Consider the following 21,971-nt stretch of genomic DNA (forward strand, 5'->3'; position numbering starts at 1 on the left):
AAGTGGATGAGCAATGCGCCAGTCGATACCGGACGTCGCAGGTTCCTGACAGCCGCAACCGCAGTCATAGGCGGAGCAGGTGCCGTCGCTGTCGCGGTTCCTTTTATTAAGTCATGGAATCCGAGTGCTAAAGCAAAAGCTGCAGGCGCACCGGTTGAAGTAAATGTGAGTAAAGTCGAGCCAGGTCAACTTATCCGAGTTGAATGGCGTGGCAAACCTGTATGGGTAGTGCGTCGTACAGAAACTGTGCTGCAACAACTGCCTGGCATTGATAAAGAGTTACGAGATCCTAACTCTGAAGAACCGCAACAACCAAGTTACGCAACTAACTCAGTTCGCTCGATTAAACCCGAATACTTCATCGCCGTCGGCTTATGCACTCACTTAGGCTGTTCTCCAACCTATTTGCCTGACAGTTTTGGCGAAAAAGTAGAAGGTGTCACTTCAGGCTTCTTCTGTCCATGTCATGGTTCTAAATTTGATATGGCTGGCCGTGTATTTCAAGGCGTTCCGGCACCATTGAACTTGGTTGTTCCTCCCCATCAATATTTGGATGAGAGCAATGTCATCATTGGTGTAGACGAAGGAGTCGCATAATGGCAAAGCTAATTGATTGGATTGATGAGCGTATTCCATTAACAGCGACGTATAATCGTCATGTGGGTCAGTACGCTACTCCTAAGAATTTTAACTTCTGGTATTTCTTTGGCTCACTAGCCATGCTAGTGCTGGTCAATCAATTGTTAACTGGTATTTGGTTAACAATGAACTATGTACCCACCGCGGAAGGTGCTTTCGCCTCGATTGAATACATCATGCGTGATGTAGAATATGGCTGGCTATTACGTTATATGCACTCTACGGGCGCATCGGCTTTCTTTGTGGTGATTTATCTACATATGTTCCGCGGCGTTATCTACGGCTCTTACCAAAAACCTCGGGAACTGCTGTGGTTATTTGGTATGTTGATTTTCCTAGTGTTAATGGCTGAAGCCTTCATGGGTTATTTGTTGCCATGGGGACAAATGTCTTACTGGGGCGCACAGGTGATTATTTCACTGTTCGGCGCTATCCCTGTGATTGGTGATGACCTGACGCTCTGGATACGTGGTGACTATGTTGTTTCTGGGGCAACCTTGAACCGCTTCTTCGCCTTACACGTGATTGCACTGCCATTAGTGTTAGTGGTACTGGTCTTCCTGCACTTAATTGCTTTGCATGAAGTGGGTTCTAACAACCCAGATGGTATTGAAATTAAGAAGAATAAAGATGAAAACGGTTGGCCTGTTGATGCCGTGCCTTTCCATCCTTATTACACGGTCAAAGATATTTTAGGTGTGGCAGGTTTCTTAATCATCTTCTGTTATGTTTTGTTCTTCATGCCAGAGGGCGGTGGTTACTTCCTTGAAAAGCCAAACTTTGAAGCGGCTAACTCGATGAAAACTCCTGATCATATTGCGCCTGTGTGGTACTTCACGCCTTTCTACGCCATTTTACGTGCTATTCCAGATAAACTCGGTGGCGTAGTCATGATGGGCCTGTCGATTGCCGTGTTGTTCGTCTTACCATGGCTTGATCGTTGTAAGGTAAAGTCAGTGCGCTATCGCAGTACTGTGCACAAGCTGAATATTGCTCAGTTCGCTGTGTCTTTCATCATCCTTGGTTACTTAGGCGCGGTACCTTCAACTGCAGCATTAACCATCGCAGCTCAGGTATGTACCATTACCTACTTTGGTTTCTTCCTTGCCTTGTGGATTTATAGCAAGAATGAAAAAACCAAGCCAGTACCAGAGAGGTTGACCTAATTATGAAAAAGCTTCTAATTATTTTAGCTGCCTTGGTACCGGGAATGGTTTTGGCAGCAGGTAGTAGTGTGCCACTCCAGTCAGCAGATGTTGACTTGAACGATAAGCAATCATTACAACGTGGTTTTGTTTTGTTCCAAGAAAACTGCGCAGGTTGTCATAGCACTCAGTATCAGCGTTATGATCGTGTAGCTACCGATATTGGTATGCCAATCGATGAAATGCGTGAAAAGCATATGTTTACCGATGCTAAAGTCGGCGACCTGATGGAAAACGCAATTCCAACCAAAGATGCTGCCAATTGGTTTGGCGCTGCGCCACCTGACTTAACTCTGGTAGCCCGCGTTCGCGGTGAAGATTGGCTATATTCGTATTTGAACGGTTTTTATGCCGACTCAAGTCGTCCATTTGGGGTGAATAACACTGTCTTCCCTATGGTTGGTATGCCGCATGTGCTGCAAGGGTTGCAAGGTATTCCTGTTATGCAAGCCGATGGTTCAATTGTGGCAACTGGTGGCATTATGACGCAGGATGAGTATCAACAAGCGACTCGTGATATCACGGCTTACCTAAAATATGCAGGCGATCCAAGTCAAATGGAGCGTAAGCAATTGGGTTGGTGGGTACTCGGATTCTTGTTTATATTCTTTATTCTTGCCTATCTCTTGAAGAAAGAGTACTGGAAAGATGTGCACTAGACGGCAATAACGGGTAAAATATAATATCTGCAAATTGTAAACGAGGGGTTTTTCCCCTCGTTTGCGTTGTTTTTTATTCTGGAGGGTACCAATGGCTCTTGCTGCCAACAAACGCTCAGTTATGACCCTGTTCTCAGGTGCCGACGATCTTTACAGCCACCAGGTACGTATTGTACTGGCAGAAAAAGGGGTTACTGTTGATGTCTTGCAGGTAGACCCTAGTGACATGCCGGAAGACCTGCTGGAAGTGAACCCTTACAATTCAGTACCTACGTTAGTAGACCGTGAATTGGTTCTGTATGAATCTCGCATCATCATGGAGTATCTGGATGAACGTTTCCCACACCCACCTTTGATGCCGGTTTACCCTGTATCACGTGGTCAAACTCGTCTGATGATGCACCGCATCGATTCTGATTGGTATGTGCTGGTTGATCGTATCCGTAAAGGTGATCGTGCCGACGCTGCGCGTAAAGAATTAACTGAAAGCTTATTATCAATTGCTCCAGTATTTGCTGAAGTTCCTTACTTCATGAGTGAAGAATTCGGTTTAGCTGACTGTTACTTAGGCCCGTTATTATGGCGTCTGCCAGTATTAGGTATCGAGCTTAATACTCCAGCAGCTAAAGATATTAAAGCTTATATGACCCGCATTTTTGAGCGTGAATCATTTAAAGCTTCGCTGACTGAGACCGAGCGCGAAATGCGCATGGGAATCTAATGAAGCCATTAACACCCAACCGTCCATATTTGCTACGAGCCTATTACGATTGGCTATCTGATAACATGCTGACTCCTCATGTCGTTGTTGACGCTTATGTCACTGGCACTGAAGTTCCGCAGCAGTTTGTTAAAGACGGTCAAATTGTGCTGAATATTGCTCAATCTGCCGTGGGTCAACTGACTCTTGATAATGAATATGTCCAGTTTAATGCCCGTTTTGGTGGTGTACCTCATCATGTCATTTTGCCAATGGCATCGATTATTGGTATTTATGCCCGAGAAAACGGCGCTGGCGTGGTGTTTGAAGAGGAAGATGCTTACGAGTTAGCGGATGAAGAGAGTGAAGAGCTTGCAACAGTTGAGCCTTCATCACCTGATGACGATAAGCCAAAACGCAAAAGCCATCTAACGTTAGTGAAGTAATCATGTGTCATCAAAAGAACCAGCTTAGCGCTGGTTTTTTTATGCCTGTTGAATGCTAGGTACCACGCAATTGCGACCTTGGGCTTTGGCTTGGTACAAGCCTTGGTCAGCGCGGCTTAGTAAAGTGTGAAGACTATCGTCTGGTACAATTTGGCAAAGCCCTATGCTGATGGTAAGCGTGAAGGTATGGCTTTGATAAATCAGTGGTACCGCAGCAACGCTTTGGCGAATAGCATCACAGCGTTCGAATATGTTGTCGCTATGCTCTAGTAGGATAGCAAATTCCTCTCCGCCAATGCGGGCTAACATTTCATCATGGGCTATGTGTTGACTCAGTAGCTTGGATACTTGAATCAACGCCATATCTCCACATTCATGTCCCGCCTCATCATTGACTCGTTTAAAGTAATCTAAATCCAGAATTAATAGCCAGGCAGGCTTAGATTTGGCTTGCTGCAGTTTCTGCTGCAACAGCTTCATAAATATTCGTCGATTGGCTAAATGGGTCAAGGGATCGGTATTGGCCATGATTTCTAGATCGCGTTCACCTAATTCGGTATTCTGCTCATTGATGATTTGAATGATCATTAAGGAACTGACACACGAACAAATGACCGCAATTTGAATAAGGTTCAATATTGATCGTGGTACCAATAATAACTCGGGATTTGGTGGCCACTGGTAGACGTCAAGATAGATATATAAAGCTAAGTTACTGATAACAAGTAGAAGTTGTGCCGGCCATTGGGATCGTTGCAACATAGCTAAAGGCAAGATAGCAAACAGTAAGAAGAAATATTGAGTCTTAAATTCAGTACCTTGGCCTAAAAATATGGCTAATAAGGTCGAGACCATAGCGCAAATAAAGACTAGTAAACAGCCAGCCAATAATCGCCCAGTATGATTAAGATAATAAATGACAGGCACAAACACTAAGCACGACATTTGCACATTACCAATCCACACCAGTAGCGGATGGTTAATCATAAGGTAAAGCAGCCAAAAGACGAGTGTGGTGATCATCATTAATAAGGCGCCAAGGTTAACAATCATCAACTTGCGTTGCTGGTTATGACTGCTGCAATGTTGATTGCCTATGGCTAATAATTTGACCAAAATCTTCAAGGACACTCCTTGTCAAAAGGGTACGCGTTTCCCTAAATAAATAGAAGTAGGCGCTCTGACAATTGTAGGCGAATTTCGTCCAATGAGCGCAGCAATTCCTAGTGTTTGATGATTGCCAACCTTCACTGTGATAGCATCGCAGCAGTGTATTTGTGGTAGGTTAAATCCATGATTTTAATGATCGACAACTATGATTCCTTCACCTTCAATTTGGTGCAGTATTTTCAGCAGTTGGGACAAGAGGTGTTGGTTAAACGCAATAATGACATCAGCCTGGCTGAGATTGAGGCGTTATCGCCTGACTATATTGTTATTTCACCAGGCCCTTGTACCCCAAATGATGCCGGAATTTCCTTGGCTGTGATTGAACATTTTGCTGGCCGCCTGCCGATATTAGGTGTGTGTTTAGGCCATCAAGCCATAGGGCAAGTGTTTGGAGCTAAGGTGATTCGGGCGCAAAGGGTCATGCATGGCAAAACCAGCCTAATTCAACATAATGGTACAGGCTTATTTACGCAGTTAAATCCTAATCTGCGGGTCACTCGATACCATTCTTTATTGCTCGATAGTGTGCCAGCAGGCTTTGAGCTTGATGCATGGTTTGATGATGAGCATTATGGCCGCGAAATTATGGCGATTAGCAATAAATCCAAACGTTTGTATTCAGTGCAGTTTCACCCAGAGTCTATTATGACTGAGCAAGGGCATGAGCTGTTAGCTAACTTCTTATCCATGTCTTAGACAGCTTTTTACACCTTCTGTTAACCTTGTTGTCTGTGTTATAACATCTGCTCAAAATCAGCACAGATAACAATAATAAAGAAGGACACGTCATGAGTTGTTTGCGACGACACTTAGCTCTTAGCGCACTGGCTATTGCCGTACTTAGTGGTTGCGGCTTGTCAGCGGTATCAAAGCCGGCAGTAGAAATCGATAATTCAGTCAACGCCCATAAGTTACTGGTAGCCGCGCCGCCCACGGCAACTAGCGCCTTAACCTTAGAGCAAATTATGGCTAATCCTGATTGGATGGGGTTATTGGCGCAAAATCCTTACTTTAGTGCAGATAGCCAAACTATCTATTTCGAGCGTAAAGCCAGCCAAGCGGCAATTGCTGAGCGTTTTGCACTAAATCTCGCCGATAAACAAACCCGCCCATTAGCCATCAATGAGCAATATCAAGCTGCAACTGATGTGATAACTAGCCCAAATGGTCAATATCAGGCGTATGTTTATCAAGGCAATTTATTCATCAAAGAGTTAAGTGACAATCGCTTAGTCCCTATTTTGCAAACCTCTAATGGCATTGCTTCCATTCAGTTTTTAACGAGTGGCGAGCTTGCTTATTGGCAGCAAGATACTTTATATGCGCTGGATTTAAGCTCTGGTATTACGCGGCAATTAGCTCAATTACAGTGGCAAGCGGCCCCTAGTGGGGTGCAAGAGCCAGAGACTTATTTGGCAAAACAGCAGCAGCGCTTAATTGATTTTGTGGCCGCAGAGCATAAGCGCGCTAAAGATAGCGCTGACCATCAAGCACAGTTGCAAGCACATGACGCAGCCTTAGCGCCTACGCCTTGGTATTTAGGTGACAATAAACGTTTAGTTGATAAAAGCTTATCCCCTGATGGCCAATTCATTATCTTGGCTGTGACTGACGTAAGTGATCCCAAGTCTCTTGGAAAAGAGCGCGACATTATGCCTAACTATCTTGGTAAAGATGGCTATGTTGATGCCATCCCAGTGCGCCCGCGAGTAGCCGTGGCGCCAGATGTTGGCCAAGAATTTATATTACTCAACTTAAAAACTCATCAACAAATTCCTATTACGATTGAAGGGCTGATTGGGTTTGATGAAGATGTGCTCGCCGCCGTAAAAGATGAGAATGCTAAGGCTAAGAGCGAGCGCTATAAAAGCGAAAAGCAAGTTCGTAAGCTGCAACTAATGCAAGATTGGAGCTGGGATCAAAGCGCGATTCAATGGCATGACAGCGAGCCTAAAGTCGCCCTCATGATAGAAGCCTTAGATAATAAAGACCGCTGGCTAGCAACGGTTGATCTTGAGCGCGGTAAGTTAACTACGCAAGAGCGCCTGCATGATGATGCGTGGGTCAATTATGACTATAACCAGTTTGGCTGGCTAAACGACAGCTTATATTTTTTATCTGAAAGCAGCGGTTATTCGCAGCTTTATTTTAAGCCTCTTACCGGCAAGATTCGCGCCCTAACTCAAGGGCAATATGTGGTCAGTGACATCAGCCTAAGCCCTGACAAGCAGTATCTGTACTACAAAGCTAATAAAACTCACCCAGGTATTTATAACGTTTATCGTGTCAATATTGCCACAGGTGTGGATGAAGCCGTGACCGACTGGGAGGGTAACCTTGATTATCAATTAAGCCCTGATGGCCAATCCTTACTATTAACCGCCTCGCGTCGCACTGAACCGAACGAGTTGTTTTTACAGGTGATTGGCGGCGATCTCACCCAACTTACCGATTTTACCAGCGCAGAATTTAAAGCTTATCCATGGCAAGCGCCGCCAGTTGTGGCTGTGCCATCGACCCATGGCGCTAAAGCTATCTATGCGCGGGTGTATTTGCCCCAAGGGTTTGATGCCAGCCAAGCCGCTAAGTATCCCGCCGTAATTTTTAATCATGGCGCTGGTTACCTGCAAAACGCTGACTACGGATTTTCTGGGTATTTTCGCGAGTTTATGTTTCATAACTTATTAGCTCAGCAAGGCTATGTGGTGATGGACATGGATTTTCGCGGCTCTAAAGGATATGGCCGTGATTGGCGCACGGCGGTTTATCGGCAAATGGGGCATCCTGAAGTCGATGATTTGAGTGATGGCATAAAATGGATGCAAGCCAATGCTAATGTGGACGCCGGTAAAGTGGGAACCTATGGTGGCTCTTACGGCGGGTTCTTAACTTTTATGGCGTTATTTACTCAGCCAGAATTATTCCAAGCTGGCGCGGCATTACGCCCTGTAACTGACTGGGCGCATTACAATGCGCCTTATACCTCTAATATCTTAAATACTCCGGATATTGACCCCATAGCTTATGAGCGCAGTTCACCGATAGAGCATGCGCAAGGCTTACAAAAGCCGCTATTAATCATGACAGGTGTGCTAGATGACAACGTCTTTTTTCAAGATAGCGTGCGTTTAGTGCAGCGGCTCATCGAACTAGAAAAATCTATGTTTGAAACCGCCATTTATCCTGTGGAAGCTCACGGTTTTAAGCAGCCTTCTAGTTGGCTGGATGAATACCGCCGTATTTATGCACTCTTTGAGCAAAATCTAAAGTGAGCTAACTTTCAGTCAACGTATGCTCATCGAAGTTAGCACTTAGCTAAATCAACACTGAATTAAACCCAATGTAAAACTTCAAGCAGAGACGTCATAGAACATCTGCTTGGAGTTATTTGCTTACATAGTTAATTAAATATCTATCTTGCAGAGTATTTGTGAGCACTGCTTTGAAAGTAGGTTTCTCAGTGTTAATATCGTTGGCAGAATTGTTGTGTAGTAAGTGCTTTTTGTGGTTGTCGATTGAAATTTCACCAGAAATGTGACCGTGAACAGTCGGCTATATGATGTAAATGGAATTGTCTGAGGATAGTCTGTGCAACTAATTAAGCATTGATTTATTTATCCTTAGTTTGAATTGGGAAATACTATGATTGATGTTAACAATACCAAGATTGCTATTATCGGCTTGGGATATGTCGGGTTACCATTAGCCGTTGAATTTGGTAAAAAATTCAACACTGTTGGCTTTGATATTAACTCTCAACGAGTTAGAGAGTTAAATGATGGTATTGATTTAACCTTAGAAGTTACTTCTGAAGAGCTTAAAGCTTCTCATCAATTAGCCATATCTTCAAATCTTGACGATATTAGCGACTGCAATGTTTATATAGTGACAGTACCAACGCCCATTAATAAATTCAAAGCTCCAGACTTATCTCCTGTCATCAATGCAAGTAAAATGATCGGTAAGCTTATTAAGCTTAACGATATCGTTATTTATGAATCAACAGTTTACCCAGGTGCGACTGAAGAAGTGGCGGTACCTGAAATAGAAAAACAGTCAGGCATGAGATTCAACCAAGACTTCTTTGTGGGTTATAGTCCAGAGCGAATAAACCCTGGTGACAAGAGCCATACACTTACTAACATTTTGAAAGTAACCTCAGGTTCAACCCCTGAGATTGGTCAGTTTGTCGATGAATTGTATAAATCTATTATTGTTGCCGGCACCCATTTAGCACCGTCAATTAAAGTGGCGGAAGCGGCTAAGGTGATTGAAAATACTCAGCGCGATATTAATATTGCCTTGGTCAATGAATTGTCGTTGATTTTTGAGCGCTTAGATATAGATACTAATGATGTATTGGATGCTGCTGCCACTAAATGGAATTTTATTAAATTAAAGCCTGGTTTAGTGGGGGGCCATTGTATTGGTGTCGACCCTTATTATTTAGCGCATAAAGCAGAATCGGTTGGTTTTCATCCACAAATGATCCTATCTGGTCGCAGAACTAACGAAAGTATGGTCGCTCATATTGCTTATCGACTGACCAAGTTGATGAATAATAAAAAAATATTTGTACTAGATTCTAATGTATTAGTACTGGGTTATACCTTTAAGGAAAATTGCCCGGATATACGAAACTCTAAAGTCGAAGAGTTAATTTCTGAGCTTGAAACACATAACATTAATGTCGATATCTATGATCCTTGGTGTGATATTGATGAATGTATGAAAGAAAATGGCAGACAGCTATTAACTGAACTTACGGATAAAAAATATGAGGCCATTATTTTGGCAGTTCCTCATAATGAGTTTTTAGCCTTTAGCGAAGAAAAAATTAAAAGTTTACAGAAAAAGAAATCAGTAATTTTTGATGTTAAAGGCGTATGGCCAAGACATCTTGTCGATACCAGAATGTAATAGACTTAATCACTAGAGGTTAATTATTAACCTCTAGTGATTTCTTCATTAGTCAGCATTAATTATCTCCTTTTTATCTGGTTTATTTTCCCTTAGCTCTTTACTTGTCGCGCCCTTTTAACACCCTATCTCTAGCATAAATGTCGAGCAAAACAAATTTCCTGCAGATAAATACACTAAGCATGCAGCCGAGGCTGGTGTATAACACTGCTAGCCCTTGCTTGACGTTGAATTTAATCAGTCTTTTAGGCGGTTTTTGATGGAGACGCTAAACTTAACTTATTGATATTGTTTTAGTGTGTTAGTTGCTATCTTGAGCATTAAATAGTCGCGCCAAGGCATGCCGATGGAGTTTGCCTAAGTGTCTTGCATGGATGATATGGCTTTAAGGGATATACAGTGACAGATACTATCGAAACTACTGCTGAGACCAGTTACGCTGCTGTGATTGAATTAGAGAATCGCTTCTATTATCAATTGATTGTAGGTAAACAAAAACAGGACGATATGCTTGATGGCATGGATGCTGAGGTTGAGGCCGAGTCTTTCAAACTGGATATCGAGCGTCAGGCGGTGTTTGATCGTTTAGCCAAAAAGAAAGAAGCTAGGCGAGTGTTTGAAGATGTTTCTGGGCAACTGGTATACACCTTAATCCAATCTATTTTATTTCAGCTTGATGACCCGCTTGAAACCCTTAAACATGCAGGGCTTACCAGCAAGCAGCTGACTTTAATGGAAATGCTGCAAAGCACCAATGCCGAATTACCGAAATTAAGACCCCAAATAGAAAAAATGGAATGGTTGAGCCGCGAGCTCATCAACATGGTCAACAGTCCAAGTTTTCGCCATCGCAAACCGCAGCGCGCCTCAGATATTCGCGTTAAAGATATTAAATTAGTCCTTAATTTTATCGGCATTGAAAACTTACAAGTGCTGGTGCCTTATCTATGTATTCGCACTTGGCTACCCACAGGGCGAGCCAACATGATTTGGACTACGCGTAAATTGTGGCGCTACATGTTAGTGACGGCAACCGCGGCGCAAATATTGGCTAAAGAGCAAGGGCTTGATGGCGCCTTTGTTTATACCTGTTCGTTATTGTCGCAACTGGGGACTTCGGCCATTTTAAGCAATAGCTCGATGATTTTTGACGGTATTTGGGGGCATTGGCTGCGAGAAGCCAATCAAAGCCGTGATAAAGAAATTTACGATGCGGTGATTGCCACTGAATTTCCGGCGGAGGCTGTTTATGAGCAAGTGCTTAATCGCAGCGCCTCGCTCAACTGGGAGTTACTGAGTTTACTCGAATTTGAAGAAAGTCTGTTTACTCAGGTACTTAAAGAGTTGGCTGAAACTCGCACCTATGAAGGTTTATCTCCACAAGCGGCTATCGTCGCCCGTGCTAGTTGTTTTGCTAAGGGGTTATTGCTGCAAGAAATGCGACAAATTAGTCCTGAAGAAATCCATGCCATGCATAGCTACTATCACCTAACTAAGCATGAAGTCGCTTTGTTATCTAAGCAAAATTTCCGAAAATTAGAAATTATGTAATCCACTCGCGATTGTATTATTATGCTGTTATTGTGCATGGTTAGCGAAATAGTGGTCAACATAGGTTTTTAGGGACCATAGCTATGCAAAGTGAGCGCATTTATCGGTTTTATTCGCAAGAGTGAGCAAGAGCAAACCTTGATGTAGCTAGCGCGTTGCTCATTTGTTGTTAAAAACTGGTGTTTCGATCATAAATTCGCTAATAATGGTGTTATATAAATAAGCTGGCGCCGAAAAAACCTCCAATTATTAACGTCGGCGTTGGATGTGAGCCTGAAAGCTCGTACGTTAAATATAAAAAGGATGCAAAGCATGAGTAACAAGCCGTCGTTGCAACGCGCACAATTCGATCATGTTATGGTGCCTAACTATGCCCCAGCCAATATCATTCCTGTGCGGGGAGAGGGCAGTCGGGTATGGGAGCAGCAAGGTCGAGAATTTATTGATTTTGCAGGTGGAATTGCCGTTAACTGTTTAGGTCATTGTCATCCAGCACTTACTGCGGCCTTAATGGAGCAAGGCAATAAGTTATGGCATTTATCTAATGTGATGACTAATGAACCCGCCCTCGCATTAGCAACTACCTTGATTGAGCACACTTTTGCTGAAAAAGTTTACTTTGCCAACTCAGGTACCGAAGCGAACGAAGCGGCCTTAAAGCTTGCTCGTCGTTATGCCCAAGATAAGTTTTCTAGCGATAAAATTGAAATCATAGCCTTTAACCAAGCCTTCCATGGCCGCACTTTCTTTGCTGTAACAGTAGGTGGACAAGCGGCCTATTCCGATGGCTTTGGCCCTAAGCCGCAAGGCGTGACGCACTTGCCGTATAACGATATCGCTGCGCTAGAAGCTCAAGTTTCAGATAAAACTTGCGCGATTATGCTGGAACCTTTGCAAGGCGAAGGCGGCATCATTAACGCCACCCCTGAGTTCTTAAGTGCGGTGCGCCGTTTAGCGGATAAACATAATGCGCTGGTGATTTATGATGAAGTGCAAACTGGCGTTGGCCGCACAGGCAAGCTGTACGCATACATGCACACGAATATAGTGCCGGATATTTTAACCACAGCTAAATCTCTTGGCGGCGGCTTCCCGATAGCCGCTATGCTCACTACCACGGCAATTGCCGCCCACTTTAAAGTCGGTACCCATGGCTCAACTTATGGCGGTAATCCACTTGCTTGCGCTGTGGCGAATGCAGTGTTAGGCCAAGTGTGTCTGCCGCAAGTGTTAGATGGCGTGCGCCAGCGTGAGCAACTATTTCGTGCCGGTTTAGCGGCGATTAACGAAAAATATCATGTGTTTAGTACGGTGCGTGGCCAGGGCTTACTGTTAGGCGCAGTGCTCAATGAGCAATACGCGGGTCGCAGCCGTGACTTCTTACTCGCCAGCATAGATCAAGGATTGATGAGTCTGATTGCTGGCCCTAATGTGGTGCGGTTTGCGCCGTCACTCATTATTCCTGAAACCGATATTGCCGAAGGCTTAGCTCGCTTTGAGCGCGCAGTTGCGAGTGTGGTTGCTTAATTTGGGGCGGGAGTAGATAGGCGCCTTCGGGTGCCTTTCTTTCAGGAGACTATCTATGCTCGTTATTCGTCCAATTCGCGCCAGTGATTTTACTGCGCTTAAGCAAATTGCAATTGATTCTGGTCATGGTTTTACGTCGTTGCCTGTTAATGATGAATTACTTAGCAGCAAAATAGCGCGCTCAGAAGCATCATTTCTTAAAGATGTGGTTAAGGCAAGGGATGAAGGTTACTTATTTGTCTTAGAGGATACTGTTAGCCAGCAAGTGGTGGGTACTTGTGGTCTTGAGGCGGCGGTTGGTATGGATGATGCTTTCTATCATTACCGCTTAGGGACGGAAGTTTATCATTCTGAACAAATTGATGTGCGTAATGAAGTTGAAACCTTAACCTTATGCCATGACTACACGGGCGCCGCTGAACTTTGTACCTTGTTTTTAAAAGATGATTACCGCAAAGGTAATAATGGCCGCACTTTATCGCGCAGTCGCTTTTTATTCTTAGCGCAATTTCCTAAGCGCTTTGGTGAACGGGTCATTGCAGAAATGCGTGGGGTGTCGAATGAGCAAGGTGAATCGCCATTTTACGGTTGGTTGCAAAAGCATTTTATTGGCATTGATTTTGTGTATGCCGATTATCTTTCGGGCATAGGTCAAAAAGGCTTTATGGCCGAAATGATGCCAAGAAACCCTATCTATGTCGCGCTTTTGCCGCAAGAAGCTCAAGATGTGATTGGTGAAGTGCATGCCAATACTCGCCCAGCAGTACGCTTGCTCCACGCCGAAGGTTTTAGGCACCGGGGTTATGTCGATATTTTTGATGGCGGCCCTACGGTTGAATGCCATTTATCTGACATCCGCGCGGTTTGTGAAAGCCGTCTTGTGAGCGTCAATATCGTCACTAACAATGACGCGCCTATCAGCGACCCTGTTAAGAGCTACATAGTGTCTAATATTCGCCTTGATAACTTCAGAGTCTGTGAAGCTAAATTGGCGATCACCGATGATCTACAAACTGTTGATATTTCGCCTGAGCTTGCCAGTGCCTTGTTACTGCAAGACGGTGAGACTATTCGCATTTTAGCCATGTAGGAAAATAATAATGACTCAATACATTAATGGCCAATGGCTAGCTGGTAATGGGCCAGCCATGCAATCCTTAGATCCTGGATTAAACCAAGTGATTTGGCAGGGTAATAGCGCTGGTGCTGAACAAGTTAATGCCGCCGTGCTGGCGGCGCGCGCGGCGCAATTTACGTGGTTTGCTTTAGGCTTTGCTGGGCGCTTAGCCATAGTCGAAGCGTATCGCAATCAGCTTGAAGGCAATAAACAACTGCTGGCAGAAACCATAGCGGCCGAAACAGGTAAGCCTTTATGGGAAACACAAACGGAAGCGGCAGCCATGATAGGCAAGATAGCTTTGTCTGTGAGCGCCTATCATCAGCGCACTGGCGAAACCCATAGTGAAACCGCATCTGGGCGCGCTGTTTTACGGCATAAACCCCATGGCGTTGTGGCTGTTTTTGGTCCTTATAATTTCCCTGGGCATTTACCTAATGGCCATATAGTTCCGGCCTTATTGGCAGGCAATACTGTCATTTTTAAACCCTCAGAATTAACCCCCAAAGTTGCCGAATTAATGGTGACTTTGTGGGATAAAGCCAAGCTGCCTGCGGGCGTACTTAACTTAGTGCAAGGCGAAGTGGCAACCGGTAAAGCCTTGGCGGCGCATCCGCAGTTAGATGGCTTGTTTTTTACTGGCAGCTCGCGTACTGGCCATTTATTGCATCAACAATTTGCAGGCGATCCCGGCAAAATTCTAGCCCTAGAAATGGGGGGCAATAATCCGTTAATCGTTAAAAACGTCGCCAATATCCGCGCGGCTGTGCATGACATTATTCAATCGGCGTATATCTCATCAGGGCAGCGTTGCACTTGTGCGCGCCGTCTTTACATTGAAGTCGGCGCCGCGGGTGATGCCTTGATAAGTGCGTTAGTTGCAGCGGTTGAGCGTATCGCGGTTAATTCTGCCTTTGCGACGCCGCAGCCATTTATGGGCTCTATGATTTCAGTGGCGGCGGCTAAAGGCATGGTGGCGGCGCAGGCAAAGCTGATTGCATTGGGTGCCAAATCTTTAGTGAGCTTGAAGCATCTTGATGACAACACTGGCCTAGTAAGCCCAGGGCTTATGAATGTTACCGCGATAAGCGAGTTACCCGATGAAGAGTATTTTGGCCCTTTGCTGCAAATTGTGCGTTATCAAGATTTTGATGAGGCTATAGAGCTTGCCAATAGCAGCCGTTATGGCTTGTCGGCAGGATTACTCGCCGATGATCGTGCCGATTTTGAGTACTTCTTAATGCGAATTCGCGCCGGCATAGTCAATTGGAATAAACAAATTACCGGCGCTTCTGGCGCGGCGCCATTTGGCGGCGTTGGTGCCTCGGGTAATCACAGGGCGAGCGCCTTTTACGCTGCGGATTACTGCGCTTATCCGGTTGCATCGATGGAAGCGGATAGCTTAAGTATTCCTGATACTTTAAGCCCAGGCTTAGTGCTTTAGCCCATGTAACCATGAGCGATATCAAGCTTTGCCGCAGGCTTAAGAATTGGTGTCGTCTGTTTGAAAACCAGTTAACAACGATAATCAAAATTAACCACTAGTACGCCCTTAGTACTCTTAATAGGAGCAATCCATGCACTCAGATGTCAACGAGCTATTTCAGCAGTTATGGCTAGATTATCTAAAGCTGACCCCGTCTGCCGCTAAGGTTCATCAATTACTTGGCGGCGGCCAAGACATCATTAACGATCATATTGCGCTGCGCACTTTTAATCGCGGCGGTGTGGGACTTGCGGTGCTCGCTGCGCATTTTGAGGCCTTAGGTTATGTGAGTTGTGGCGACTATGTGTTTACTAAGAAAAAGTTAATCGCTAAGCATTTTGAGCATGCTAATCCGCGTTTACCTAAGGTGTTTATCTCTGAGTTGCTGGTGGAGCAATGTAGCCCTGAGCTTGGGGTGATAGTCGATGCTTTACTGGCGCAAATGCAGCCTGCGGCCACCACGGCTGATAACTTCCTGTATTCAGGGCGGTACTGGCAGATTGATAGCGCCAGTTATCAGGCATTACTCGCTGAAAGTGAATATGCCGCGTGGGTAGCAGCCTTTGGTTATCGCGCTAATCACTTTACTGTGTCTATTAATGATTTAGCTGGCTTTAACACTGTCGCTGAAGTAAATAGCGCGCTTAAGCAGGCGGGCTTTATTCTTAACAGTGTGGGCGGTGAAATTAAAGGCGATAGAGAAGTCATGCTAGAGCAGTCTGCCACTATGGCTGATGTAATAGAGGTGGCTTTTAGCGATAAAACCTTAGCTATCCCGAGCTGCTTTTATGAATTTGCACTGCGCTACCCCAAAGCCAATGGCCACTTGTATACCGGCTTTGTGGAAGCTTCTGCCGATAAGATTTTTGAATCGACCAATGCTATGTAAGTGCCAAAGCCAATGATAAATAGCAAAATGGGCTCGAATGAGCCCATTTGTTTTTATCTGTACTACGACAAGTTCATCCATAAATTAACCTGTAGCCCAGGCAGAGTTTCGCCATGAGTAAATTGCAGGCCGATATCATATTGCTCACAAATCTCTTTAACGATAGAAAGCCCTAAGCCATGGCCCATCACGCTTTCATCAAGGCGTTTACCGCGCTGCGTCAGCAAGGCTAATTGCTGGGTATCGACCCCTTTGCCATCATCGGTAATGCTAATGCGCACCTGCGAGCTCAACATAGTGATTTCTATGATGACTTTAGTATTTGCCCACTTAAAGGCATTGTCGAGCAAGTTACCGACTAGCTCCATGCCATCTTCCCTATGAATAGGTAAGCGGGTGATGTCAGCGCTTAGCTGTAATTCGCACTCTATGGCCTTGTAATGATAAACCTTAGCTAAGGTCATAGTCAGGCTGTCGATATCTTTTGGAATGTTCATTTGCGCCGCAGGCAGCATATTGCCTGTGATCCTAGCGACAGCGAGCTTACGTTCAATCATGTGGCGAATGAGCTCAAGCTGCTGAGTTAAAGCCTCAGCCGTCTGGGGGTCTGTTAAGCCTAACACTTCCACTTGCTGCTGCATGACTGCGAGCGGCGTCTTGAGGCCGTGGCTGAGGTTGCCAAGATTGTGGCGGCTACGCTCGATTTGATTGCTAGTGTAATCCAGCAGTTCGTTATAAGTGGTTGCAAGAGGCAATAATTCTGGTGGAATACCTTCTAACTCTAAGGTTTGGCTATCGCCATTGCGCAGACGTGTTAATGCTTGTTTTATCTTATTGATTGGCCTAAATGATTGGCGCAGCACTAAAAATATGCCGCAGATCATGGTAAGCAGCATAGCTAAATTAATGAGTAACTTAGTGCCGTAAATTTCACTAAAGACTTGGCGGCCAATACTTAAGTCTTGCGCCACTGTGAGCGTGCCTGAGTGATAAGCTTTATTGGATGTAAGCCCCACAGACAATAACTGCATGTCATGCTTTTTAGGACCGCGGGCTTGCCATACCCGTACTTCGCCTTTGGCTAGCGGCTTGATATTGAGCTGCTGATCCCACAAAGATCGCGAGCGAATTTCTTCATCGCCTAGATTCAGTTGGAAATAGCGCCCCGAAAACACCGGCGTATAAAAACTCGAGAGCTTGGACTCGTTAATGCTGATCTGGCCATCCTTGATTTCGGTGGCCATGATCACGTGCTCAAGATCTTCTTGTAAGCGGTTAATAATGGAGTCGTGAAAAGCCTGCCTCAGCATAGATTCAAACAAGAGCATGCCAAGGATGGTGGCTAATATAACGAGTGCAGTCAGCCAAAGACTGAGCTTACTGCGAATGGACATCATTAGCGCGGTTCACCACTCTCGTTGCCATGGAAAATATAGCCTTGGCCGCGGCGAGTCTCGATGGCACTTTTACCTAATTTTTTACGTAAATGAGTCACATATACTTCAACCACGTTGCTTTCTTTTTCATCATCAAATTGATAAAGCTTGTCGGTTAACTGGCTCTTAGACAGCAGCTTTTTAGGGGATAATAAAAAGATTTTAAGCAGTCTAAATTCCATCGCCGTCAGCTCAAACAAGGTCTCGTTGACTGTAACTGTTTGCTCATCTTCATCTAAGGTCACGCCAGCCACGGTTAGCTTTTTCTCTGGGCTATTCATGCGGCCACTGGCGCGTTGAATTAGCGCCGAAATCCGTGCTAACAGCTCTTGCGCATGGAAAGGTTTGGCTAAGTAATCATCGGCGCCGGCGTTAAAGCCTTCAACTTTTTCATGCCATTGGCTGCGCGCTGTGAGCATAATCACAGGAGTATTCACCCCTTGATGGCGCCAATTGGTTAATAGCTCTAAGCCATTACCGTCAGGCAAACCAATATCTAAAATCACGCAGTCATACTGAGTTTCTTTAATCAGGTAGTCGGCTTCGGCGGCTTTATCTGTGGTGTCGGTAATGTATCCCGCTTGCTTAAGTTGTTTTTGGAGTTCTTTTACTAACAGGTGATTATCTTCAACGAGTAACAGTTTCATGATTTTGGCATTCACTAGGTAAAGGTGTGAGACTGCTTGGCTGACCAGTTTTGGCATCGATACTGAGGTCGATCAATTGACCAGCATTGAGTTTTAGTTGTAAATCATAACGCCATTTATCTTGCTGTTGATAGAGGTGGGCGTCGATCAATTTGCCATCGCAATATTGGCTGACCAAAGTCAAAGTATCATCAAGTGACAGAATATGGCCACTCGCTACGAGTTGCTTAGCTTGATAATGATGTAATTCCGTGTCTTGACTAAAGACTTGGCTGCTTAACATCAAAATGCTGAGATTGAATAGACATCGACTCACCAGCCTAATCATCGACGCTCCTATAAAAAAAGTGGTTCAGAATTACTTCTGAACCACTCTAGCTTTTATGGCTTAAACTAAGCTGAACATCGCCTTAACTATTAGCGAGTACCATAGACAACTATGGTTTTACCATGCGCTTGAATAAGGCTTTGCTCTTCTAGCATTTTCAGGATACGCCCAACGGTTTCGCGTGAACAACCAACAATCTGGCCGATCTCTTGACGGGTGATCTTGATTTGCATGCCATCTGGATGCGTCATAGCATCAGGCTGTTTGGCCAAATGCAGTAATGTTTGGGCAATACGACCAGCTACGTCTAAGAAAGCTAAGTTACCTACTTTCTGGCTAGTGCTTTGTAAGCGGTAAGCCATTTGTGAGGCAAGCTTCATCAGAATTTCTGGATTAACTTGGATCAGCTGCTTGAATTTCTTATAAGAAATTTCGGCAATCTCACAAGCCTGTTTAGCTCGAACCCAAGCAGTACGCTCAGCTTGCTCTTCAAACAGACCCAGTTCACCGATGAAATCACCCTGATTCAAATAAGACAGGATCATTTCTTTACCTTCTTCATCTTTAATCAATACAGCGACAGAACCTTTAACTATGTAATATAAAGTGTCTGAATCTTCACCTGCATGGATCAGAGTGCTTTTGGCTGGGTACTTGTGGATGTGACAGTGTGATAAAAACCACTCCAAGGTTGGATCTGGTTTTGGCTTACCAATCAGCGCCATGCCTATGTTCCTCGATTGATTAAAACGAAAATAAGAATATGCTAAATAAATCTCTACCGCCAACGATACTCGCTTAGTTTTCACCATTAGCCGGTTAAGGTAAATGGTTTACTTGAGTATAACGGCGAAGACTTATTTTAATTGACCGCTATTCTGCTACTTTAGTGATACATGTCAACTGTCGGCAGGTTAAAGCCACTTTAATTAAATGAACTCTGCAAACCATGTCACATCTTGCTGTTAAATTAAGCATTATTTACTTAGATTTACCTGCAAAATAAATATATCTACTGCTTATTATGCGTTCTAGTAGTCTAATTCACCTAGTAAAACTTAGAGATACGTCTATTGGTGAACTTTTTTTAAGAATACATGGTCGAATTTGCTGGTGAGTGGGTCATTTTGTCCTAAGGTTTACGCCAAATGTGACTTTGCAGGTAAATGCTGGCAGAATCAATTAATAGCTGGTCGTGGTTTTTTTAGGAGGTTAGTTTGCAGGTAACACCTTGGTTTCATTCTGTGTTTTTTATTGCTTGCCTGTCAGTTATCTCGCCAGTGCAGGCATTCTCCTCGCCACAACCTAAAGAGGAAGTCGCGGCCACTAAAGTGGCATTTATTCAGTTAAATGCAGATTCAGGTGATGCTGAGGCGCAGTTTTTACTCGGGCTTATGTCAATTTCAGGACGTTTTGTCCCAATTGATAAAGATGAGGGCATAAAAAGGCTGCAACAAGCGGCTGCTCAGCAGCACCCGAAAGCGCTGCAGGCGTTAGCCGATATTTACTATGACGGTAAATTGGTGCCGCGTGACTTGAGCCAAGCGTTAACGGCCTACCAGCAGTTAGTCACTCAAGGCCATGAGTTAGCAAGATTTCGGGTTGGATTAATTTATGCCGCTGGCGGTGAAGGTGTGCCGCGCGATTGCGGCCGCGCTGTCCATGAGTTCACCCAAGTGGGTGATACTGTTTCTTTGGGCAATGTGGTGTGGATATTATCGACTTGCCCAGAAGCTAAGCACAGAGATGGCGCGCGGGCGATAAAACTTGGTTTAGAGTTATTGCAAAACAATCAACACGACCCATCGATACTGGATAACCTGGCGGCGGCTTACGCTGAAATGGGGGATTTTGGCGCCGCGGTGAAAGTTCAGCAGCAAGCCATTGATGCGTTAAGTCAAAACCCCAGTTTTGAGCAGCACGCCACTGAGTTTCGTTTACGGTTAATTTCTTACTTAAATCGCCAAGCTTATCGCGAGGCTCTGCCGCTAAAATAACTTGCTTAACATCAGCATAGAAAGAGATCGCAAGCGTAGGCTTATGTCATTTAAATTGATGCCTACCGTTGGCTAATCTTAATGTTGCAGCTGGAAAATCGAGTTAGGTTAGTTAGGTTCGTTATTTGGGCGAGATAGAAGGGGCGCGTCTGTCACTTGAAGGTAAATAGATCAAGTTGGGGGAATTTAACTAGCAAGCGTCAGACGGCTGTTGTCAGCAATCGCTAACAACATAAATCCTAATCTAACTCGCTGAAGTTAATCTTAATCTTGGCGCATCCACGCCTGTTTTTTTGCTCGGTTTGAGGCAGATGTTTTCTATCCGCTAGCTATTCATCGACTGGTTTTAACAGCAGTTTTCTTTTTTCAAATAAGTCGCGAATAAGCGGCGTAAGAATGAGCTTCATCGCTAGCGACATCTTGCCGCCAGGCACCACCATAGTATCCATTCTCGACATAAATGAGCCGTGGATCATATTAAGGTAAGTAGGGAAATCCACTGCGCCTACGCCATTAAAACGTATCACCACAAAACTTTCATCTAGGCTTGGTATCTCTTTCGCGCTAAAGGGATTGGAGGTATCAACCGTCGGCACCCGCTGAAAGTTTATATGGGTGCGCGAAAACTGCGGCGTGATGCAATTAATATAATCATCCATGCTCCGCACTATGGTTTTAGTCACTTTTTCACGGCTATGGCCGCGCTCTGTGGTATCGCGAACTATCTTTTGGATCCACTCTAAGTTGACTATGGGCACCATGCCTATGAGCAAATCTACATGCTTAGCAATATTGATATCATCAATAACTACGCCGCCATGTAGGCCTTCGTAAAACAGCATATCGGTATCGGGTTCAAGCGCTTGCCATTGGGTGAAAGTGCCGGGCATTTGATTAAAAGGCACTGCTTCATCAAAAGTGTGGAGATAGCGGCGGGTTTCGCCTTGGCCTGTGAGACCATACTGGCTAAAACATTGCTCAAGTTTTGCGAAATCATTGGCTTGGCTGCCAAAGTAGCTAATATTTAGCTTCTCTTTTTGAGCCTTGCGGATCAACGCTTCCATTTCGACGCGGGTGTAGTTATGAAAGCTATCGCCCTCTAAGCACGCGGCCTTAATCCCAAGCTGCCTAAATATGTGATTAAAGGCGGTGGTGGTGGTGGTGGTGCCAGCCCCCGATGAGCCTGTCACTGCAATGATGGGATGTTTAGCTGACATGGATAGACCAAATGTTATCTTTATGATTACTAAATGT

The 21,971-nt window shown here is 44.6% G+C and carries 20 protein-coding genes; 14 read left to right on the plus strand and 6 right to left on the minus strand.

Annotated features, from left to right (window positions below):
- Window positions 1-6: 6 nt before the first annotated feature.
- The 5 genes from petA (at window position 7) to AC1HDP_RS16005 (ending at window position 3,649) form a co-directional block, all read left to right on the plus strand.
- The gene (petA, locus tag AC1HDP_RS15985; protein ID WP_140931003.1) at window positions 7-597 is read left to right on the plus strand and encodes a ubiquinol-cytochrome c reductase iron-sulfur subunit; all 591 of its coding nucleotides are present in this window, start codon (window positions 7-9) and stop codon (window positions 595-597) included.
- Complete coding sequence (locus AC1HDP_RS15990; protein ID WP_479639499.1) at window positions 597-1,805, plus strand: cytochrome b; 1,209 nt, start codon at window positions 597-599, stop codon at window positions 1,803-1,805. Before petA ends, AC1HDP_RS15990 begins: the two co-directional genes overlap by 1 nt.
- A gap of 2 nt (window positions 1,806-1,807) precedes the next feature.
- Window positions 1,808-2,503, plus strand: a complete 696-nt coding sequence (locus AC1HDP_RS15995; protein ID WP_479639500.1) for a cytochrome c1 — start codon at window positions 1,808-1,810, stop codon at window positions 2,501-2,503.
- Between the two features lie 91 nt (window positions 2,504-2,594).
- Window positions 2,595-3,224, plus strand: a complete 630-nt coding sequence (gene sspA, locus AC1HDP_RS16000) for a stringent starvation protein SspA (RefSeq protein ID WP_140931009.1) — start codon at window positions 2,595-2,597, stop codon at window positions 3,222-3,224.
- Window positions 3,224-3,649 (plus strand): ClpXP protease specificity-enhancing factor, encoded by a 426-nt coding sequence (locus AC1HDP_RS16005; protein WP_479639501.1) that lies wholly within the window; start codon window positions 3,224-3,226, stop codon window positions 3,647-3,649. Before sspA ends, AC1HDP_RS16005 begins: the two co-directional genes overlap by 1 nt.
- 39 nt (window positions 3,650-3,688) lie before the next feature.
- Here the strand turns inward: AC1HDP_RS16005 and AC1HDP_RS16010 are convergent, their stop codons facing one another.
- A complete protein-coding gene (locus AC1HDP_RS16010) occupies window positions 3,689-4,774 on the minus strand; it encodes a GGDEF domain-containing protein (RefSeq protein ID WP_479639502.1) in 1,086 nt (361 codons plus the stop codon).
- A gap of 168 nt (window positions 4,775-4,942) precedes the next feature.
- Here AC1HDP_RS16010 and AC1HDP_RS16015 point away from each other — a divergent pair, with 168 nt between their 5' ends.
- The 8 genes from AC1HDP_RS16015 (at window position 4,943) to AC1HDP_RS16050 (ending at window position 16,309) form a co-directional block, all read left to right on the plus strand.
- Window positions 4,943-5,515 carry an anthranilate synthase component II gene (locus AC1HDP_RS16015; protein WP_479639503.1) on the plus strand — a complete coding sequence of 191 codons (573 nt, stop codon included), beginning with the start codon at window positions 4,943-4,945 and terminating at the stop codon, window positions 5,513-5,515.
- Between the two features lie 92 nt (window positions 5,516-5,607).
- Window positions 5,608-8,091, plus strand: a complete 2,484-nt coding sequence (locus AC1HDP_RS16020) for a S9 family peptidase (RefSeq protein ID WP_479639504.1) — start codon at window positions 5,608-5,610, stop codon at window positions 8,089-8,091.
- 370 nt (window positions 8,092-8,461) lie between these two features.
- A complete protein-coding gene (locus AC1HDP_RS16025; protein ID WP_479639505.1) occupies window positions 8,462-9,739 on the plus strand; it encodes a nucleotide sugar dehydrogenase in 1,278 nt (425 codons plus the stop codon).
- A gap of 399 nt (window positions 9,740-10,138) precedes the next feature.
- The gene (locus AC1HDP_RS16030) at window positions 10,139-11,290 is read left to right on the plus strand and encodes an HDOD domain-containing protein (protein WP_479639506.1); all 1,152 of its coding nucleotides are present in this window, start codon (window positions 10,139-10,141) and stop codon (window positions 11,288-11,290) included.
- Between the two features lie 312 nt (window positions 11,291-11,602).
- Entirely contained in the window at window positions 11,603-12,817 is a 1,215-nt protein-coding gene (locus AC1HDP_RS16035; RefSeq protein WP_479639507.1) for an aspartate aminotransferase family protein, read from the plus strand.
- Between the two features lie 55 nt (window positions 12,818-12,872).
- A complete protein-coding gene (gene astA, locus AC1HDP_RS16040; RefSeq protein WP_479639508.1) occupies window positions 12,873-13,907 on the plus strand; it encodes an arginine N-succinyltransferase in 1,035 nt (344 codons plus the stop codon).
- Between the two features lie 10 nt (window positions 13,908-13,917).
- Complete coding sequence (astD, locus tag AC1HDP_RS16045; RefSeq protein ID WP_479639509.1) at window positions 13,918-15,378, plus strand: succinylglutamate-semialdehyde dehydrogenase; 1,461 nt, start codon at window positions 13,918-13,920, stop codon at window positions 15,376-15,378.
- Between the two features lie 133 nt (window positions 15,379-15,511).
- A complete protein-coding gene (locus AC1HDP_RS16050; RefSeq protein ID WP_479639510.1) occupies window positions 15,512-16,309 on the plus strand; it encodes a 2-oxoadipate dioxygenase/decarboxylase family protein in 798 nt (265 codons plus the stop codon).
- A 62-nt stretch (window positions 16,310-16,371) separates the two neighbouring features.
- Here AC1HDP_RS16050 and AC1HDP_RS16055 read toward each other — a convergent pair whose 3' ends face one another.
- From AC1HDP_RS16055 to crp, 4 genes are all read right to left on the minus strand, one after another.
- Window positions 16,372-17,706 carry an ATP-binding protein gene (locus AC1HDP_RS16055; protein ID WP_479639511.1) on the minus strand — a complete coding sequence of 445 codons (1,335 nt, stop codon included), beginning with the start codon at window positions 17,704-17,706 and terminating at the stop codon, window positions 16,372-16,374.
- Window positions 17,706-18,392 (minus strand): response regulator transcription factor, encoded by a 687-nt coding sequence (locus AC1HDP_RS16060; RefSeq protein ID WP_479639512.1) that lies wholly within the window; start codon window positions 18,390-18,392, stop codon window positions 17,706-17,708. The genes AC1HDP_RS16055 and AC1HDP_RS16060 overlap by 1 nt, the downstream gene beginning before the upstream one ends.
- Window positions 18,373-18,720 (minus strand): PepSY domain-containing protein, encoded by a 348-nt coding sequence (locus tag AC1HDP_RS16065; RefSeq protein ID WP_479639513.1) that lies wholly within the window; start codon window positions 18,718-18,720, stop codon window positions 18,373-18,375. Before AC1HDP_RS16065 ends, AC1HDP_RS16060 begins: the two co-directional genes overlap by 20 nt.
- Window positions 18,721-18,809: 89 nt before the next feature.
- Window positions 18,810-19,445, minus strand: coding sequence for a cAMP-activated global transcriptional regulator CRP (crp, locus tag AC1HDP_RS16070; protein ID WP_140931035.1), 636 nt, complete (start codon window positions 19,443-19,445; stop codon window positions 18,810-18,812).
- Window positions 19,446-19,937: 492 nt separating this feature from the next.
- Here crp and AC1HDP_RS16075 point away from each other — a divergent pair, with 492 nt between their 5' ends.
- On the plus strand, window positions 19,938-20,717 hold the full coding sequence (locus AC1HDP_RS16075; protein WP_479639514.1) for a tetratricopeptide repeat protein: 780 nt from the start codon (window positions 19,938-19,940) through the stop codon (window positions 20,715-20,717).
- Between the two features lie 329 nt (window positions 20,718-21,046).
- On the opposite strand, the gene AC1HDP_RS16080 is transcribed toward AC1HDP_RS16075, so the two are convergent.
- Window positions 21,047-21,934, minus strand: a complete 888-nt coding sequence (locus tag AC1HDP_RS16080; protein WP_140931039.1) for a phosphoribulokinase — start codon at window positions 21,932-21,934, stop codon at window positions 21,047-21,049.
- Window positions 21,935-21,971: the final 37 nt, after the last annotated feature.

The sequence above is a fragment of the Shewanella sp. ISS20 genome (assembly GCF_056522965.1).

Coding starts and splice junctions, on each gene's coding strand:
- petA (WP_140931003.1), top strand. CDS start 7: ATGAGCAATGCGCCAGTCGATACCGGACGTCGCAGGTTCCTGACAGCC.
- AC1HDP_RS15990 (WP_479639499.1), top strand. CDS start 597: ATGGCAAAGCTAATTGATTGGATTGATGAGCGTATTCCATTAACAGCG.
- AC1HDP_RS15995 (WP_479639500.1), top strand. CDS start 1,808: ATGAAAAAGCTTCTAATTATTTTAGCTGCCTTGGTACCGGGAATGGTT.
- sspA (WP_140931009.1), top strand. CDS start 2,595: ATGGCTCTTGCTGCCAACAAACGCTCAGTTATGACCCTGTTCTCAGGT.
- AC1HDP_RS16005 (WP_479639501.1), top strand. CDS start 3,224: ATGAAGCCATTAACACCCAACCGTCCATATTTGCTACGAGCCTATTAC.
- AC1HDP_RS16015 (WP_479639503.1), top strand. CDS start 4,943: ATGATTTTAATGATCGACAACTATGATTCCTTCACCTTCAATTTGGTG.
- AC1HDP_RS16020 (WP_479639504.1), top strand. CDS start 5,608: ATGAGTTGTTTGCGACGACACTTAGCTCTTAGCGCACTGGCTATTGCC.
- AC1HDP_RS16025 (WP_479639505.1), top strand. CDS start 8,462: ATGATTGATGTTAACAATACCAAGATTGCTATTATCGGCTTGGGATAT.
- AC1HDP_RS16035 (WP_479639507.1), top strand. CDS start 11,603: ATGAGTAACAAGCCGTCGTTGCAACGCGCACAATTCGATCATGTTATG.
- astA (WP_479639508.1), top strand. CDS start 12,873: ATGCTCGTTATTCGTCCAATTCGCGCCAGTGATTTTACTGCGCTTAAG.
- astD (WP_479639509.1), top strand. CDS start 13,918: ATGACTCAATACATTAATGGCCAATGGCTAGCTGGTAATGGGCCAGCC.
- AC1HDP_RS16050 (WP_479639510.1), top strand. CDS start 15,512: ATGCACTCAGATGTCAACGAGCTATTTCAGCAGTTATGGCTAGATTAT.
- AC1HDP_RS16055 (WP_479639511.1), bottom strand. CDS start 17,706: ATGATGTCCATTCGCAGTAAGCTCAGTCTTTGGCTGACTGCACTCGTT.
- AC1HDP_RS16060 (WP_479639512.1), bottom strand. CDS start 18,392: ATGAAACTGTTACTCGTTGAAGATAATCACCTGTTAGTAAAAGAACTC.
- AC1HDP_RS16065 (WP_479639513.1), bottom strand. CDS start 18,720: ATGATTAGGCTGGTGAGTCGATGTCTATTCAATCTCAGCATTTTGATG.
- crp (WP_140931035.1), bottom strand. CDS start 19,445: ATGGCGCTGATTGGTAAGCCAAAACCAGATCCAACCTTGGAGTGGTTT.
- AC1HDP_RS16080 (WP_140931039.1), bottom strand. CDS start 21,934: ATGTCAGCTAAACATCCCATCATTGCAGTGACAGGCTCATCGGGGGCT.